The 14,775-nt window shown below is 60.5% G+C and carries 15 protein-coding genes and 1 pseudogene; 7 read left to right on the top strand and 9 right to left on the bottom strand.

The features are described from left to right. The 4 genes from ilvN to GT613_RS05290 all read right to left on the bottom strand — a co-directional run bounded on the left by ilvN (position 1) and on the right by GT613_RS05290 (position 4,787). Positions 1-486, bottom strand: coding sequence for an acetolactate synthase small subunit (gene ilvN, locus GT613_RS05305; protein WP_009304310.1), 486 nt, complete (start codon positions 484-486; stop codon positions 1-3). Continuing rightward, complete coding sequence (ilvB, locus tag GT613_RS05300; protein WP_161172543.1) at positions 483-2,375, bottom strand: biosynthetic-type acetolactate synthase large subunit; 1,893 nt, start codon at positions 2,373-2,375, stop codon at positions 483-485. The genes ilvN and ilvB overlap by 4 nt, the downstream gene beginning before the upstream one ends. After that, positions 2,372-4,045, bottom strand: coding sequence for a dihydroxy-acid dehydratase (gene ilvD / locus GT613_RS05295; protein WP_161172542.1), 1,674 nt, complete (start codon positions 4,043-4,045; stop codon positions 2,372-2,374). Before ilvD ends, ilvB begins: the two co-directional genes overlap by 4 nt. Before the next feature lie 361 nt (positions 4,046-4,406). After that, entirely contained in the window at positions 4,407-4,787 is a 381-nt protein-coding gene (locus GT613_RS05290) for a sugar transferase (protein WP_227111450.1), read from the bottom strand. A gap of 396 nt (positions 4,788-5,183) precedes the next feature. Between GT613_RS05290 and GT613_RS05285 the strand changes: the two genes are divergently transcribed. From GT613_RS05285 to GT613_RS05275, 3 genes are all read left to right on the top strand, one after another. Further along, positions 5,184-5,831, top strand: coding sequence for a type IV toxin-antitoxin system AbiEi family antitoxin domain-containing protein (locus GT613_RS05285; protein WP_114513205.1), 648 nt, complete (start codon positions 5,184-5,186; stop codon positions 5,829-5,831). Further along, a complete protein-coding gene (locus GT613_RS15355) occupies positions 5,828-6,286 on the top strand; it encodes a hypothetical protein (RefSeq protein ID WP_198165980.1) in 459 nt (152 codons plus the stop codon). The genes GT613_RS05285 and GT613_RS15355 overlap by 4 nt, the downstream gene beginning before the upstream one ends. A gap of 72 nt (positions 6,287-6,358) precedes the next feature. After that, complete coding sequence (locus GT613_RS05275) at positions 6,359-6,679, top strand: hypothetical protein (RefSeq protein ID WP_114513206.1); 321 nt, start codon at positions 6,359-6,361, stop codon at positions 6,677-6,679. Between the two features lie 132 nt (positions 6,680-6,811). Here the strand turns inward: GT613_RS05275 and GT613_RS05270 are convergent, their stop codons facing one another. Together GT613_RS05270 and GT613_RS05265 are read right to left on the bottom strand one after the other, a co-directional pair. Further along, on the bottom strand, positions 6,812-7,111 hold the full coding sequence (locus GT613_RS05270; RefSeq protein WP_114513207.1) for a type II toxin-antitoxin system YafQ family toxin: 300 nt from the start codon (positions 7,109-7,111) through the stop codon (positions 6,812-6,814). Beyond that, positions 7,111-7,383, bottom strand: coding sequence for a type II toxin-antitoxin system RelB/DinJ family antitoxin (locus GT613_RS05265; protein WP_114513208.1), 273 nt, complete (start codon positions 7,381-7,383; stop codon positions 7,111-7,113). Before GT613_RS05265 ends, GT613_RS05270 begins: the two co-directional genes overlap by 1 nt. A 367-nt stretch (positions 7,384-7,750) precedes the next feature. Here GT613_RS05265 and GT613_RS05260 point away from each other — a divergent pair, with 367 nt between their 5' ends. The 4 genes and pseudogenes from GT613_RS05260 to GT613_RS05245 all read left to right on the top strand — a co-directional run bounded on the left by GT613_RS05260 (position 7,751) and on the right by GT613_RS05245 (position 11,191). Next, the gene (locus GT613_RS05260; protein WP_114513209.1) at positions 7,751-9,076 is read left to right on the top strand and encodes an RNA-binding domain-containing protein; all 1,326 of its coding nucleotides are present in this window, start codon (positions 7,751-7,753) and stop codon (positions 9,074-9,076) included. A gap of 548 nt (positions 9,077-9,624) precedes the next feature. After that, positions 9,625-9,837 (top strand): annotated as a pseudogene (locus GT613_RS15445) (transposase); the annotation flags it as partial. Continuing rightward, positions 9,753-10,790, top strand: a complete 1,038-nt coding sequence (locus GT613_RS05250) for an IS3 family transposase (protein ID WP_114513211.1) — start codon at positions 9,753-9,755, stop codon at positions 10,788-10,790. The pseudogene GT613_RS15445 and the gene GT613_RS05250, both read left to right, overlap by 85 nt. Before the next feature lie 149 nt (positions 10,791-10,939). Then, positions 10,940-11,191 (top strand): FAD-binding protein, encoded by a 252-nt coding sequence (locus tag GT613_RS05245; RefSeq protein WP_114513212.1) that lies wholly within the window; start codon positions 10,940-10,942, stop codon positions 11,189-11,191. A 175-nt stretch (positions 11,192-11,366) separates the two neighbouring features. Here GT613_RS05245 and GT613_RS05240 read toward each other — a convergent pair whose 3' ends face one another. Genes GT613_RS05240 through GT613_RS05230 form a run of 3 tightly spaced genes read right to left on the bottom strand, consistent with a single transcriptional unit; the run spans position 11,367 to position 14,751 of the window. Continuing rightward, positions 11,367-12,383 (bottom strand): hypothetical protein, encoded by a 1,017-nt coding sequence (locus GT613_RS05240; RefSeq protein WP_161172541.1) that lies wholly within the window; start codon positions 12,381-12,383, stop codon positions 11,367-11,369. A gap of 3 nt (positions 12,384-12,386) precedes the next feature. Beyond that, complete coding sequence (locus GT613_RS05235) at positions 12,387-13,559, bottom strand: hypothetical protein (protein WP_114513214.1); 1,173 nt, start codon at positions 13,557-13,559, stop codon at positions 12,387-12,389. Beyond that, positions 13,552-14,751: a hypothetical protein gene (locus tag GT613_RS05230; protein WP_114513215.1), complete on the bottom strand. Its 1,200-nt coding sequence runs from the start codon at positions 14,749-14,751 to the stop codon at positions 13,552-13,554. Before GT613_RS05230 ends, GT613_RS05235 begins: the two co-directional genes overlap by 8 nt. Positions 14,752-14,775 lie beyond the last annotated feature (24 nt).

The following is a 14,775-nucleotide window of genomic DNA, read 5'->3' as shown; positions in this document are numbered from 1 at the left end:
TCACACGTCCTTCGAATTGCGGGACATGGCGATTTTGCCGGTGCGGGTGATCTCCTTGATGCCGTAGGCGCGGAAGAGGTCCTCCATGCCCTTGAGCTTGCTCTCGTCGCCCGTGGCCTCGATGGTCAGCGAGCTGCGGCCCACGTCCACGATCTTCGCACGGAACACGTTGGCGATCTCGATGATCTCGTTGCGACGGTCGGGCTGGGCGTTCACCTTGAACAGCACCAGCTCGCGCTCGATGGCCGCGTCGTTGGTGAGGTCGGTGATCTTGTGCACGCTGATCAGCTTGTGCAGCTGCTTCGTGATCTGCTCGTAGGCCACGTCGTCGGCCTTCACGATGGCCGTGACGCGCGACATGGTGGGATCTTCGGTGGGGCCCACCGACAGCGACTCGATGTTGAAGCCGCGCCGCGAGATGAGGCCGGTGACGCGCGACAGCACGCCGGGCTTGTTCTCCACCAGAACGGACAGGATGTGCTTCATCGGTCGCTCCCCTCCTCGTCGCTTCCATCGGCTTCGTCGCCTTCGGGCACGTCGGTGCGCACGGCGCCCACGGCCACGTCGATGGCGCCGATCACCTCGTCGAGCGCGCGGCCCGGCGCCACCATGGGATACACGTTCTGATCGCGCGAGATGGCCACGTCCAGCAGGTACGGCCCGTCGCTCGCCAGCATGCGCGCCAGCGCCGCGTCCACGTCAGCGGGCTTCTCCACCCGCTCGCCCTGCCAGCCGTACGCTTCGGCCAGCTTCACGAAGTCGGGGCTGGCGTCCAGCAGCGTCGAGGAGTAGCGCTCGTCGTAGAACAGCTTCTGCCACTGGTGCACCATGCCGAGGCAGCGGTTGTCCAGGATGAGCACCTTCACCGGCACGCGGTGGATGCTGGCCGTGGCCATCTCCTGGCTGTTCATCTGGAACGACCCGTCGCCCGCCACGCACACCACCTGCTTCTCCGGACAGCCGATGGCCGCGCCGATGGCGGCCGGGAAGCCGAAGCCCATCGTGCCCAGGCCGCCCGACGACAGGAAGCTGCGCGGCGCCTCACGGTCCACGCTCTGGGCCGCCCACATCTGGTGCTGCCCCACCTCGGTCACGACGACGCTGTTCTGAGGATCGAGCGACTCCGACAGCTTCTTCAGCACCACCTCGGGGACGATCTCGTCGGGGTCGTCCCCCACGCCGGGATGGTAGAACGGGTAGCGCGTGCGCCAGGCGGAGATCTGCTCCACCCATGTGCCCGTGCCGGGGCGCGCGCCTTCCTTCTCCAACGTCGACACGATGCCGGCCAGCACGCCCTTGAGGTCGCCTACGATGGGCACCTGCACCTCGCGCACCTTGCCGATCTCGGCCGGGTCGATGTCGATGTGGATGACGTCGGCGTGCGGCGCGAACTCGTCCAGCTTGCCGGTGACGCGGTCGGAGAAGCGCGCTCCCGCCGCGATGATAAGGTCGCTTTCCGTCATGGCGAGGTTCGCGTACTTCGAGCCGTGCATCCCGACGGGCCCCAGGTTCAGCTCGTGGGACGCGGGGAACGCGCCCTTGCCCATGAGCGTGGTGACCACGGGAATCTGCATGAGCTCGGCCAGCGCCTTCAGCTCTTCGGACGCGCCAGAGGACACGGTGCCGCCGCCCACGTACAGCACGGGACGTTCTGCTTGCTTGATACGGGACACGGCCTGTTTGATCTGCTTGGCGTTGCCGCGGTAGGTGGGCTTGTACGACGGCAGGTTCACGTCGTCGGGGTACTCGAACGTCATGAGCTCGCTGGCCAGGTCCGACGGGACGTCGATGAGCACGGGGCCGGGACGGCCGGTCTTGGCGATGTGGAACGCCTCGCGGAACGTAGTCGTCAGCTCGTCGGTGGACTGCAAAAGGTAGCTGTGCTTCACCACCGGCATGGTGATGCCCACGATATCGGATTCCTGGAACGAGTCCGTGCCGATGACGCCGCGCGGCACCTGGCCCGTGATCACCACGAGCGGCACGCTGTCCATGTAGGCCGTCGCGATGCCCGTCACCGTGTTCGTGGCGCCCGGGCCGCTGGTGACGATGGCCACGCCCACGTTGCCCGTGGCGCGCGCGTAGCCGTCGGCCTCGTGCACGGCGCCCTGTTCGTGGCGCGCCAGCACGTGCTTGATCTGGTCCGAGTCGTACAACGCGTCGTATATTTTGATGGCTTGGCCGCCGGGATAGCCGAACACGAGGTCGACGCCCTCGGCTTCGAGCGAGGCCACCACGGCCTCGGCGCCCTTCATCGTCTTGCCCTGCTTCGGCGTCTTGCTGCCCAGGCCGCGCGGGGCGCCGGCCTCGGTGGCGTTCGCCTGGTTCGGGCGCGGCGCGCGGCCGTCGGTTGCGGTGCTCCGTGCGTTCGTCATGATACGTACGCCCCCTTGTCTGCCGACGAGACGAGCTTCGCGTACTTCGCGAGCACGCCGTGGTCGTGCTTCGGCGCCGGCGGCCGCCAGGCCGCGCGACGGCGTTCCAGTTCGGCGTCGTCCACGCCCAGCGTGAGCGCGCCGCCTTCGATATCGACCGTCACCGGGTCGCCTTCCTCGATGAGCGCGATGGGGCCGCCGGCCGCCGCCTCGGGGCTCACGTGCCCCACAGCCGGGCCCTTCGTGGCGCCCGAGAAGCGCCCGTCGGTGATCAGGGCCACGCTGGTGGACAGACCCATCCCCACGATGGAGGACGTGGGCGTCAGCATCTCGCGCATGCCCGGGCCGCCCTTGGGGCCCTCGTAGCGGATGACTACCACGTCGCCCGCCGCGATCTTGCCGGCGTTGATGGCCGCACAGGCCTCCTCCTCGCTGTCGAAGCAGCGCGCGGGGCCGGTGTGGACGAGCATGGACGGATCGACGGCCGACTTCTTCACGATGGCGCCGTCGGGCGCGATGTTGCCGTGCAGCACCTTGAGCGCGCCTGACGGGGAGAAGGGGTTGTCGTGCGCGCGGCACACCTCGCCGTCAGCCGGTTTCGTGCAGGCCTGCAGGTACTCGTCGAGCGTGCCCATGCACGTGACGGCGCTGCGGTCGAGCAGGTCGAGCTCTGCCAGCTCGTGCATGACCACGGGCACGCCCCCGACCTCGTACAGGTCGGACAGCGGGCGCGGGCCGGAGGGCTGCAGCTTCACGAGGTGCGGCGTGCGCGCGCTCGCGGCGTCCCAGTCGTCCATCGTGATGGGGTGTCCCGCCTCGCGCGCGATGGCCGTGAGGTGCAGCACCGTGTTCGTGGAGCCGCCGAAGGCCATGTCGCATTCCATGGCGTTGTGCAAGGCGGCAGCACTCACGATGTCGCGCGCGCAGATGCCCTTCTCCAGCAGCTCCATCACCTTCATGCCCGCATGCTTCGCCAAGCGGATGCGCTCGGAGTACACCGCGGGCACGGTGCCGTTGCCGGGAAGCGCGATGCCCAGGGCCTCGCACAGGCAGTTCATGGAGTTCGCCGTGAACATGCCCGAACAGCTGCCGCAGGTGGGGCACGCGGTGTCCTCGTAGTACTTGAGCTCGGCCTCGGACATGTCGCCGTTCATCACCTGCGCCGCGCCGTCGAACAGCGTGTTGAGGTCGGTGGTGGGCCCGCACCCGCCCGGCTGCTTGCCGGGAAGCATGGGGCCGCCCGACACGAACACCGTGGGGATGTTCACGCGCAGCGCGCCCAGCAGCATGCCCGGCACGATCTTGTCGCAGTTCGGGATGCACACGAGCGCGTCGAAGGCATGGCCCTGCACCGCGCATTCCAGCGAGTCGGCGATGGCTTCGCGCGACACGAGCGAGTAGTGCATGCCGTCGTGGTTCATGGCGATGCCGTCGCACACGCCGATGGCGGATATCTCGAACGGCACGCCGCCGGCCATGTAGATGCCCGCCTTCACGGCTTCGGCGATCTTGTCGAGGTTGTTGTGGCCGGGGATGATGTCGTTGCGGGAGTTGAAGACGGCGACGAGCGGCCGCTCCATCTCCTCGTCGGTGATGCCGTCGGCCTTGAGCAGGCTGCGGTGCGGGGCGCGCGCCGTGCCGCACCGCACGGCATCGCTGCGTAGCTGCATGTCCGATCCCTTCCTTCCTGGCGTTGCCGGTTTCGTGGCATAAAAAAATCCCGTTGCAAGCAAGCTGCACCAGGACCTCAGAAGGAAGGGAGATGCGCCCGGCTGCACGCATCCCTGCGCGCCGCGGTCGCTCTCGATCGGACTGATAACGGAGTCGCCGGTTCAGCCTACTTGCCCCGGCTGCACGCGGAGGTCGTCCGCTGCGTGCCGTCGCGTTCGAGCCGAACTGCTCGGAGGTGGCGTTCAGGCCGCCCACCGCCGGCTCGCAGCATCCGCCGGCTCTCTGAAGATGGGTTCGTCCCTACTGTCCTCGTCAACGCATTTCGTCTATGAACTTGTTGCGGGTAAGTATACTCCAGCTTCACGACGTCGCAAGTAAAACTTTGACGATCGAAGCGATTGCGCGGTAAATCCACATGGAGGCGGTGGGGATTGAGGAGACGGGGGTTCGGGGCGCCGGAGGAGCTGCGAGGCGCCGCGAGGTGCCGGAGGCTCCCGCTAGGCGAGGTGCTGGTAGCCCCTCCCCGCGGAGCGGTTGGGCGAAACGTCGCGGAGCGCCGGAAACCCCTCCTCGCGACAGCTCCAGCTCCTGGCGGCTGCCGTCCCCGTAGGTCGCGTCGTTTCGGGCCTGCACCTGCCACCAGCCGGTGATGCCGGGCTTCGCGGAGAGGAGCTCGCCCGCATCGTCGCCGTAGGCCGCGAGCTCCTCCTCGACGACAGGGCGCGGGCCGATCACGCTCATCCCTTTTGTCAAGACGAAAAAACAAGATTACCTGCAGAAATGCTCCGACTAGATAGCTGAACTATCTGTTTTCTAGAGTTTGAACCTCCAGACTTTTGCAACTCATTCCAACCGTCATCGGCGATGAACCAGCTTCGAAAAGCTGCCTTCAAATCGGATAGCAAATCGTCTCATTGGGACAGATTCCCAATGAGACGATTCTTCGCGTCGACGTCGACACATACACAAACCCAGCGATTTGGCGAAACGGCAAATCTGAGTGAATCGCGCGGCGAAATTTTCAATAAGGCCGGAATCAACGCGGCGTTGCCCCCTTCGATTGGCCTGCTTCAATCGCATAGTCGGCGTGTGACACTTCGATGTTGCAAATGTCTGAAATTTTCGTACAATCGCAACATGAAGTATGCGAACAACATAGCAGCCATCGACGAGCTCTCGGCATCGGAGGGCGTCTTCACCACTGCCCAGGCACAGCGCCTCGGCATCAGCAGGAACGCCCTCTCCCACGCCTGCAAGGTCGGGCGCCTCGAGCGCGTCGCCCACGGCGCGTATCGCCTCTCCGGTGCGCCGAGCTCGGAGACCGACGAGCTGGCCGCGATCTGGAAGCTCACGGCATCGACAGCGTTCTCATGGGAGCGGCAAGCTAAGTGGGACGGCGTGGCCGTCGGCGGCTCTACGGCTGCATGGCTCCTGGGAATCGGGGACTTCCACCTCTCCCCCTACCGCATCTACGCGCCCGAGCGCATCAACTCAAAAATCGAGTCGGCGCGTTTTGGGGTGAGAAACGTCGACGAAGGCGACATGGCCTGGATGGGCGGCCTGCCTGTCACCCGCGCCGAGAGAACGCTTGCCGACCTGTGCCTCGACTGCGAGGACCCGTCGCTTGTCGAAGGCGCCTTCCGCGACGCCGCGGCCCAAGGTCTCATCGACTCTGCGAAGCTTGGCAGCCTGCTCGACGAGCTCGGCGAAAACAAACGGCGAGCGGCCCTGCTCGAGCCCCTCGCAAGAGCCCTCTCCGCATCCGATCAGAAAGGCCGATCATGAGATACAAGACGCCCGCGGCGCACGGGATGGCCGTCAAAGAGGCGGCCAAGAAATCGCCGCTAGACGCCAACCGCGCCATCGCCGGCTTCTACCTCCACCGGCTGCTGTGCCGCGTCTTCAGCGACCCGGATTCGCCCTTTGTCCTGAAGGGCGGTCAGAGCGTGCTTGCCCGAAATCTGCCCGAGCGCTTCCAAATTCCCGATGCCTGGCCCGCAGTGTACGGGAAACCCTACGCGAAGATGGCAAGGCAGGCGAAGGTCGACGACGTGGCGCCCGACATGGTAAGTGCGGAAGAGCTGGCGGCGAAGCTCTATGAGCCGGCGCTGGGCACGCACTGGAAGCATGGAGCTTCAACATGGAGCCCTTCGTCGCTCGTCTGGGCTGCAGCAGAAGGAAACGACGCCTTGGAGCCAGACGACAACATTTCCCATAGCACCAAGACACAAGGCCGCTGAAGCGAGCCAAGCCCATGCAAAGAGGCTTTTCCTGATCAAGCAGATGCACCACTAATCGGACAGGAGGCCGCTATGGCCGACAAATACGAGGAGATGGCCCGGCAGATGAGGGCCGACGGCGTAAGCGAGGAGATGATCGCCAGGTTCGTCGCCGAGGAGATGGAGGAAGACGGGTTCAGCCGCGGCAAGGGCGTCACCGAGATCGAGGCGTTGCGGGAGTGGAGGAAGATCCCCGAGCGCATCCGCAAGCTGCTGCTCGTCAACGCGTTTTGCCATAACTGCGGCACGACGGAGTTCGCGCCCGGATACACGCTGCGCATGCGCCACGGCTGCGTGCTCATCGAGGGTTGCTGCGCGAAATGCGGAGCTGAGGTCGCCAGGCTGTGCGATTAGCCGTCCACGGAATCCTGCCGGGGATAGGCGGCTGCCGGATGAGCGGCGCTCCCGGGAACCGAGACGCCCCCAACCGTTGGGCCAATCCCTCTAACGAGAAAGTCCGTCATTATCGCAACTTGCCAATCCCTCCTACCTGAACAGCTCGTCGTGACCGCCAGTGCGCTCGAAGAAGGCGACCTCGTCGTTGGCCGACCATATCACCAGCCAATCGCCGGAGTTCGCCACGTGGCACTCGTTCCTCCCGGCCCAACTACCGCTCAGGCGGTGCATGTTGTGGCGGCGCTTGAGAGTCTCCAGCGACTCGGGGGTATTCTCCAGCACCAGGTCGATGAGCTTCTGCAGCTCAGCTAAATCCCAATTGCGCCGCTTCGCCTTCTTTTTGAGGTCGCGAGAGAATGCAGCGGAGAAATCCGCCGTGAGCCTGCTCATTAGGCCATCGCTGCCGCGATGAGATCGGCTGCGTTGTCAAAGCGGCCTTTCTCGCCAGAGGACAGGAAGGCGTCGCCCTCGCGGATAGCCTCGAGGCTCTCGATGCTGGGCTCGTCGGGGGCGAAGGTCAGGGGGATGCGGCGCGTGTTCACCATCTGCTTGTAAAACGCGCGCGTAACCGATGAGAGGTCAAGGCCGTAGTAATCCGCCACCTCGGAAGCGCCGCGCTTCAAGTCATCGTCAATGCGTATGGTCAAAGTAGAGCTAGACATGATACTCCTATCGACGTATGTGCAGATATATTATACTGCACATACGTTAGCTCCTCAAGCAGGCCGACCAAAAGACAGCGTAAAGTCGATGATGGGAATCCCTGCCTTTTGATTACCCAATCCACGCGGCCCAAAAGTCGACGCCAACGAAATCGCTGTAGATTCAGGAGGCAAAACGGAAGTTGTCGACAGCACAAAAACCGAAATGACGGAGCGCATGACCACGAGAAGTCCCTACGAAGCGCCCCTCAATCACGCAAGCGAGCCCCGGCCACCCCCTCGATTCAGTTCGATTCTAACCATTCTAACCACCATGGTTAATAAAATGGTTAGAATATGGGTAGAATAGAATCGGAAGGCGGGCAGCATGAAATTCCAGGAAACAGAGACAGTCGAGCTGAAGGCCGTTGCGCAGGACGGCATCAAGAAGGAGATTGTCGCCTTTGCGAACAGCAACGGCGGAACGGTCTACGTGGGCGTCGGCGACGACGGCACCGTACTGGGCGTCGAAGACGCCGACGGGTGCGCCCTGCAGGTCTCCAACATGGTGCGAGACGCCGTGAGACCGGATGTCACCATGTTCGTCAGCTACGAAACGCTCAACTGCGACGGGAAGGCGGTCGTGGCCGTCAAGGTCCAGCGCGGCACGAACCGCCCCTACTACATGGCGAAGAAGGGCCTGCGCCCCGAGGGCGTCTACGTTCGGCAGGGGTACTCCTCCGTCCCGGCGACCGATGCGGCCATCCGGCAGATGATCAAGGAGACCGACGGCGACAGCTTCGAGGACATGCGCTCCCTCGACCAAGGGCTCACCTTTGAGTCGACGAAAGGGGAATTCGAAGCCCGAAATATCCCCTTCGGCTCGCCGCAGATGCAGACCCTGAAGATAACCTCATCGGACGGCCTCTACACGAACCTCGGCCTGCTCCTGTCCGACCAGTGCCCGCACACCATCAAGGCGGCCGTTTTCGAGGGGACGGACCAGAGCGTGTTCAAGGACCGCCGGGAGTTCTCCGGGTCCCTTATGCGGCAGCTCGGCGAGGCCTACGACTACATCGACCTCCACAACCAGACCCATGCCACTTTCCAAAAGCTGCTGCGCGTCGACACCCGGGACTACCCGGAGGTCGCCGTGCGCGAGGCCTTGCTGAATTCGCTCGTACACAGGGACTACTCCTTCCACGCCAGCACGCTGATCAGCATCTACGACGACAGGATCGAGTTCGTGTCCGTCGGCGGCCTTTTGCCCGGCTTGGAGCTGGAAGACCTGATGATGGGCGTCTCCGCCTGCCGGAACCCGCATCTCGCCAACGTCTTCTACCGCCTGCAGCTCATCGAGGCATACGGCACGGGAATGAGGAAAATCATGGGAGCTTACGCGGGCGCGGCCACTCAGCCGCAAATCATAGCCACGAATAACGCATTCAAAATCGTCCTGCCCAACGTGAACTTCACGGCAACGAAAGCAAAAGAGCCTGCGGCAAATAGCACAGAGGCGCCCTCTGCTTCCCATTCCCGAGAGGATGAGATTCTGCGGTTCTTGGCAGAGCACCCCTCAATCACCCGAAAAGAGGCGCAGGCGCTGCTGGAGGTCAGCCAATCCACGGCCGGCCGCATATTGAAAGAGATGGTGGACAAGGGGCAAATCGCAACGCTCGGCACAGGCCGCGCCTTGCGATACGAATTGGTATAGCGTTGCGCCTCTGGGGCAATTGCCCACTATGCCTTCCGTCCAGGCAGGCATAACGAAAGCAAGCCACGATGGCCCATTGCAGTCCGAAATAGGCCATCGATAAATTTCGATGGCCTATTTCGGACTGCAATGGGCGGCTTTGATGAAGGGGGCATATTCGGATAGGCCCTATCGATACGGAAAGCCCCGAACGACGTTGCTTGCCGCTCGGGACCATTGGTAGTATTCGAAAACCTGCAGGCATCCGATTGGAGGAACGCTGACGACAATTTGCAACGATTACGGATGCAGCTTCAGCCCGCACCCGTTGCTCAAGAGCTGCGAATCTGTTCGGATGCTCGTCAGCTCGAAACTCGAGAGAACCTTTTCCTGCGACTCGGGCGACCAATAGATGCGCAGGCTCTCCCTTGCACGGGTGATAGCAGTTGGATTTGCTACACTTTGTTAGACAGTTGGGGATGCGGACGTTTCTTTGGACCGGCTATGCGGCCAGCCCTGGAGTGGGCATGATGAATTAGACACCAGGTCAAGAGCGAAAGGTGTTCAAGATGACCCAAAGAAGAAAGCGATACGACAGGCAGTTCAAGGTCTCAGCGGCAAAGGTGGTCCTGTCCGGGGAAATGACGGTCAAAGACCTATCGGAGGAGCTCGGTATAAAGGACTGGACGCTGAGAAGATGGGCCCGCGAATACGAGGAGATGGGAGACGACGCGTTCCCCGGAAACGGCTCTCCGAAGATCAACAAGGACTACGAGATCGTGAAGCTCAGGAAGAAGGTCGAGGAGCCCGGGCGCGAGAACGGGATACTAAAAAATCTCCGGGCCTTCTTGAGTCAAGACCATGCGCGAGGCGCGGGTTCCTCGAAGAGCATAGGGGCGAAATCGGCCCCATCAAGAAGGCATGCGGGCTGATGAAGGTCTCGAAATCCGGTTTCTACGAGTATCTCGGCCGGAAGAAGTCCAACGCCCAGATAGAGCGAGAGGCGCTCGAAGGGTTCGTCGTCGAGGCCTTCGAGCGGCACAAGGGCCGTTACGGCTACCGGCGCATCGACCGCGAGCTGCGAAAAAGCGGCATCGCCGTGGGCGAGAAGCGCGCGCTCCGCATCATGCGGAAGCTCGGGCTTGCCGGAAAGGGCGCGACCCGAAAGCACCGCATTCAGAAGAAGGCCGAGCCGGGAGACCCTCGGTTGAACCTGGTAGAGCGCGCTTTCGCCGTGGGCGAGCGCAACAGGCCTTGGGTGGGCGGCATCGCCTACATGCCCGCAAGCGAAGGGTGGCTCTATCTCGCGGCCGTGACAGGCGCCTTCTCCCGCAAGGTCGTGAGCTGGTCGATGTCCGAGCGCATCACCGGGAAGGTCGCGATCGACGCGATAGGGCAGGCGGTTGGCAGGGAGGGTCCGCCAGACGACGGCGGCCTCGTCTTCCATGACGACCAAGGCGCGCGGCACGCCTCCCGCTCCTTCCGGCGATGCCTGGGCTCGCATGGCATGGTCCGGTCGGTATCAAGGCCCGGCACGCCGCTGGGCAACGCGGTGGCCGAGTCGTTCTTCAAGACGCTGAAAAGGGAATCGGCAGAAGGGAGGGGCTATGGGACGAGGGACGAGGCCGAGCAGGACATCTTCAAGCACATAGAGCTCTATTGCAGCAATAGGGTGCGCATGCATTCCACCTTGGGCTACATGTCTCCGGTGGAATACGAGCGGCAATACGCTTGAGGGTCCTTAAAAGAAAGTCCAGTTTATCCTTCCCACTCCAAATCGCCTGATCCCAAACGGTCCAGGATTTCCGCCGCAGTCCCAAATGGTGAAAACTGCATTGACGCTAACATTACGGCGTCGACCCGAAGCTCTTCGCCTGGAACGCCGTGGCGTATTGGCCCAACGTGTACACGATCTGCGCGAGCCTGGTCTGCGACGATAGCAACCAGGTGCTAGACGGTGACGACAACCCCATCGAGGGCCTGTACGCGGCCGGCAACGCGGGCGGGTCGTTCTTCGGCTACTACTGCCCCGTTTCCGGATTCTCGGCCGCGGGCGTGAGCCACGCATTGGTCGGCGGGCCGCTGGCGGCCGCCTCTGCGCTCGGCAAGACGCTCGACGACCTGCCGAAAGCGTAGCACGCGATAGATTTTAAGCGCTGCCCTTTTCAGTCCCGACTGTCCTCCCCGGCCGGGACTTTCCTTTTGTGCGCCATTAATTTCGTTAGAGCGCGCGACGCCGAACAGGAGCGACCGCCACGTCAACCGAAAACCATCATTATGCATCCCTCAAACATCTCGCTCCGCATTCGTTTCACCTCGCGGCCCATATCTTCCAGGTGCCATTTCTCTTTACGAGGACAACCTCGTGTCCGCCCTCGATAATCTGCGGCCCCTCGATCGTGAACGCCTCTCGCACATTGGGCAGAAGTTTCACCAGCACCGCCCCGTCTTTCAGATGCCGAACCCGGCTGCTCACGCCGCAATCGTCTTCGAAAATCATGGCCGCTTGAGTGAAATCACCCCACTGTGCAAATATTTCAGGCGCGACAAGCGATTTCAGCGCAGCATGGTCGAATGGCTTAGAGGACAGCGCTTCCGCGAAACGGCACACTACGTCGAGTATGCAGGCGTCCCCGATGGAAGTGGCTTGGGCGATTTGCTCGATATCGGCGGGACCTAAATCCCTGCCTTGAAGGTTGCGCCAAGAGGGCGACCCCTTTATCGACCGCTCGAATCCCTTTGATCCGTACGAGACAACAGCCGCCTCCTCTCCGCACCTCGACAAAGGCTTTACGCCGGCAGCGCGAAGGAAGTCAGAAAATCGCAGCAAAAGGCGTTCCCTTTCGGCCACATACGGGGCAAGGGCCAAAATCCTCATATATTCGGGAACATCGATGAGTTTCTCTATGCGGCGCCGGTCGGCGTGGAGCAACGCTCCGTACATGGCGTCCTCGGAATTAGAGAAGAGCCCACTTACAACGTCCCCATTCCCGAAAGCGAACTCGATATCTTGGGCGTTGAACGATTCCAGGTCGGCCAATAGGAGGCCGATTACCTCTTTGCCGGAATCGAAATCCTGCTCAGCGGATTTGAGCAGCCCCTTGAAAAACAAATCCTTGCCGCGCACGAAATATTTCCGTTGCAGCATGAGCCGCATGGCAACTGCGGCAAAATCCCTATCATCGATATCGAGGTTTCCGATTTCGGAGAAATTCTGAACCCCAAATTGCGCCAGGGATTTGTCCAACGGGAGCGCTCCAACCAGCCTTATGTAGACATCAATAGTGTAGAGATACAGCTCGTAATCGTCTTCGCTACGTTTAGCCACAGCTTATCCTTTGTTCGCAACTGGAAGCGAAATGAGATCATCAATCCGCTTCGCCATCATTGTCATAGATTCGTCGAGCCAACACAAATAATCTCCCGGATCCATCTTCACCGTTTTGCGAGTGGCCTCAATAAGCAGCTCGTCTGCACTCTTTCCCTTGCAAGCCTGCATACCTAGAAGTCCAGAAAAATCATAGTGGACAAATGCATTCCTCAAATCCTTCGAGGCCCTGACGCGTTTCCTGACCTCCTTTGGCACAAGGGTCGACAGCACGAGCGCCCCGTCTGCGGTAAATCCATACTCAGACGGTTTGGGCATCACGCAATTCGCGAAACGCGAAATGCTTCCGTCAAGGGCCAGCAAAACAGCAGTGCCATATTTCATTCTGAGAACGTCGTCAAACATTTCGTTCTCGCTCAAAGCGAAAACAGCGTTAAGCTGCACCAGAAACTCCGCAAGCATGAAGAAACATGCGGCGTTGTCAATGCCCTGCTTCTTTAGAGGTAGAAACATATCCGAATAATGGCAATCCACATGGCAGGTCTCGAATTCTTTCGCTGTAAGCGTATGCAATTCAGGGGTCAACAGCTTTACTGTATAGAATGCCGCTGATGCAGCAACACCCAAATCAAAGCCGAGCTGTTTTTCGCATTCTTCACTCCAAACAGGATCAAGCGCCCCGCCGTACGCCTGAGAGATATAACGGGCGGTTATAAACGTCGTGCATACCGGACGGTCTCCATGCGTACAGATTCCCATATCGGGCGTAAGGGAGTTAATGAGCGGCCCAAATAGCCCCGTCGCCTTTTTCGTGGACGACGATAGTCCCCGCGTCACCGAATTCGTCATAAACGTATAGTCTTCAACCGTCGATCCCTTGGCAGAAAGCGATTTTGATGCATTGCGCAAACGATTGACCACAGCCGAATCAAGCTCGAAGTCATGATCAAAATACTTCTTTACAAATCTAACGGAGTCATGCGCAGCAAGAGCGCAAAACGGGAGAATCGTCAGCATTAAATCAGGCGTTGATTCGGGATATCTGTCCCTATGATCGAGCAGTTTGTAGAACATCCTTCCGTCTTCGACGAAAGTCAGAATGGAGCAGGCATCGGCGCCCGTCGACTTTGCATGATTTATGTTACGCTCTTCTTTGCGACGTTCCGCCCTACCCATGATATGCCTCCGATGCTTCGGCCTTTCGCCCGCCAGACTCGCTTGCCTCCGCCTTCAACCTCATGCCTTGCTGGGCGGCGCAGCCAAGGCGAGTAATCAAATCGATCACAAGAATCGCTTTGAGCGAATGCTCTTCGGTGCCGTAGTTTGTTTGAACGCCGTGGCAGATCTTATTTCTTAGAGGATTGTGGGCGGCGATGGCTTCGTCGTAATTATTAGTGAGCAGGACATCAATCACGTAGCCGCTTATCAACTGCCATATATGCCAGCCTTTATCGGTTTGGAGAGACATCGCCAACACAAGGTCCTTCGGGGCCTTCAGCTTGGTGCTTTTCCTCTCCCCTAGAGGATTGAGATTATGCTCAACTGCGAAATCGTCAAAAAGAGCAGCCTCCTCTTCGGACGAATATTCGAAAGATGGCCCAAAATACTCGACAATTATTCCTTCAACCATGCACATCAAAATAGACACGCATGCATCGTATTGGCGGCCAATATGGAAATCAATGGCCCTTTTCAGCATCGCTCGCTTACCATCGGGGAGTTCGTCGTGCTCCGACCAGCGGTCAGCGACCGACGCCAGCCATCGTTCGTCTAAATGGATGCGAGCTATTTCGTAAACCGCTGAATCCAAATCAGTCCGCTCAATATCCAAGCCTTCCAATTCACAAAATAGATCGTTATTGTCAGCGAGGTAAAGCGGCCAGTTCGACCTCTCAAGCACATTCAATAACTTCGTCCGACGATGAAACGGCAAAAGCGCGGCCTTGATTCCGCTCAAGTCGACCTTCGGCATAAAATCGAAGCTCTCCGACCATGTTTTCGTAAAAGCCCTCGCAGCATCGAACAGCTTTGGCTGGAGGTCTTGATATGCCGTCTTGAGCGCCTCGCTGGTCTCTTCTATTGCTGCAATGCTCGCCTTGACGGAATCGGGCACTGACTGGCAGCAATCAAGCCAGCCAGAAGCAGAGGCCAACGACGAAAGATTAGGCGAATCCCCAATGCAGTCCTTGACGTCTCGATAGAATTCCTTTGCGGACTCAAGCGCTTTATGCGATATTTCCCCACCGTCAGAATTGACCGACCACTCTATTGCCTGCATATTCCGATCAGCAGAATCCGATTCATCGCACCCGCGCAATTGTGTGCTCGATTTTGACACGAGAACATTCCCCTTTTCATCATTCGTCATTTAGTTCCCTCTCGCGTAATAACG

Origin of the sequence: Eggerthella sp. BIOML-A4 (genome assembly GCF_009875575.1) — a bacterium.
Taxonomy (GTDB): Bacteria; Actinomycetota; Coriobacteriia; order Coriobacteriales; family Eggerthellaceae; genus Eggerthella; species Eggerthella lenta.
Note: the sequence above shows the minus strand (reverse complement) of the source record. Positions and strands in the feature narration are given on the sequence as shown.

What these genes read in the sequence shown, in the direction of transcription:
- GT613_RS05275 (WP_114513206.1), top strand. Translation starts at nt 6,359, where the DNA reads ATGGCCGACAAATACGAGGAGATGGCCCGGCAGATGAGGGCCGACGGC.
- GT613_RS05265 (WP_114513208.1), bottom strand. Translation starts at nt 7,383, where the DNA reads ATGTCTAGCTCTACTTTGACCATACGCATTGACGATGACTTGAAGCGC.
- GT613_RS05230 (WP_114513215.1), bottom strand. Translation starts at nt 14,751, where the DNA reads ATGACGAATGATGAAAAGGGGAATGTTCTCGTGTCAAAATCGAGCACA.
- GT613_RS05250 (WP_114513211.1), top strand. Translation starts at nt 9,753, where the DNA reads ATGGGCCCGCGAATACGAGGAGATGGGAGACGACGCGTTCCCCGGAAA.
- GT613_RS15355 (WP_198165980.1), top strand. Translation starts at nt 5,828, where the DNA reads ATGAGATACAAGACGCCCGCGGCGCACGGGATGGCCGTCAAAGAGGCG.
- GT613_RS05290 (WP_227111450.1), bottom strand. Translation starts at nt 4,787, where the DNA reads ATGAGCGTGATCGGCCCGCGCCCTGTCGTCGAGGAGGAGCTCGCGGCC.
- GT613_RS05260 (WP_114513209.1), top strand. Translation starts at nt 7,751, where the DNA reads ATGAAATTCCAGGAAACAGAGACAGTCGAGCTGAAGGCCGTTGCGCAG.
- GT613_RS05235 (WP_114513214.1), bottom strand. Translation starts at nt 13,559, where the DNA reads ATGGGTAGGGCGGAACGTCGCAAAGAAGAGCGTAACATAAATCATGCA.
- GT613_RS05285 (WP_114513205.1), top strand. Translation starts at nt 5,184, where the DNA reads ATGAAGTATGCGAACAACATAGCAGCCATCGACGAGCTCTCGGCATCG.
- GT613_RS05270 (WP_114513207.1), bottom strand. Translation starts at nt 7,111, where the DNA reads ATGAGCAGGCTCACGGCGGATTTCTCCGCTGCATTCTCTCGCGACCTC.
- ilvD (WP_161172542.1), bottom strand. Translation starts at nt 4,045, where the DNA reads ATGCAGCTACGCAGCGATGCCGTGCGGTGCGGCACGGCGCGCGCCCCG.
- ilvN (WP_009304310.1), bottom strand. Translation starts at nt 486, where the DNA reads ATGAAGCACATCCTGTCCGTTCTGGTGGAGAACAAGCCCGGCGTGCTG.
- ilvB (WP_161172543.1), bottom strand. Translation starts at nt 2,375, where the DNA reads ATGACGAACGCACGGAGCACCGCAACCGACGGCCGCGCGCCGCGCCCG.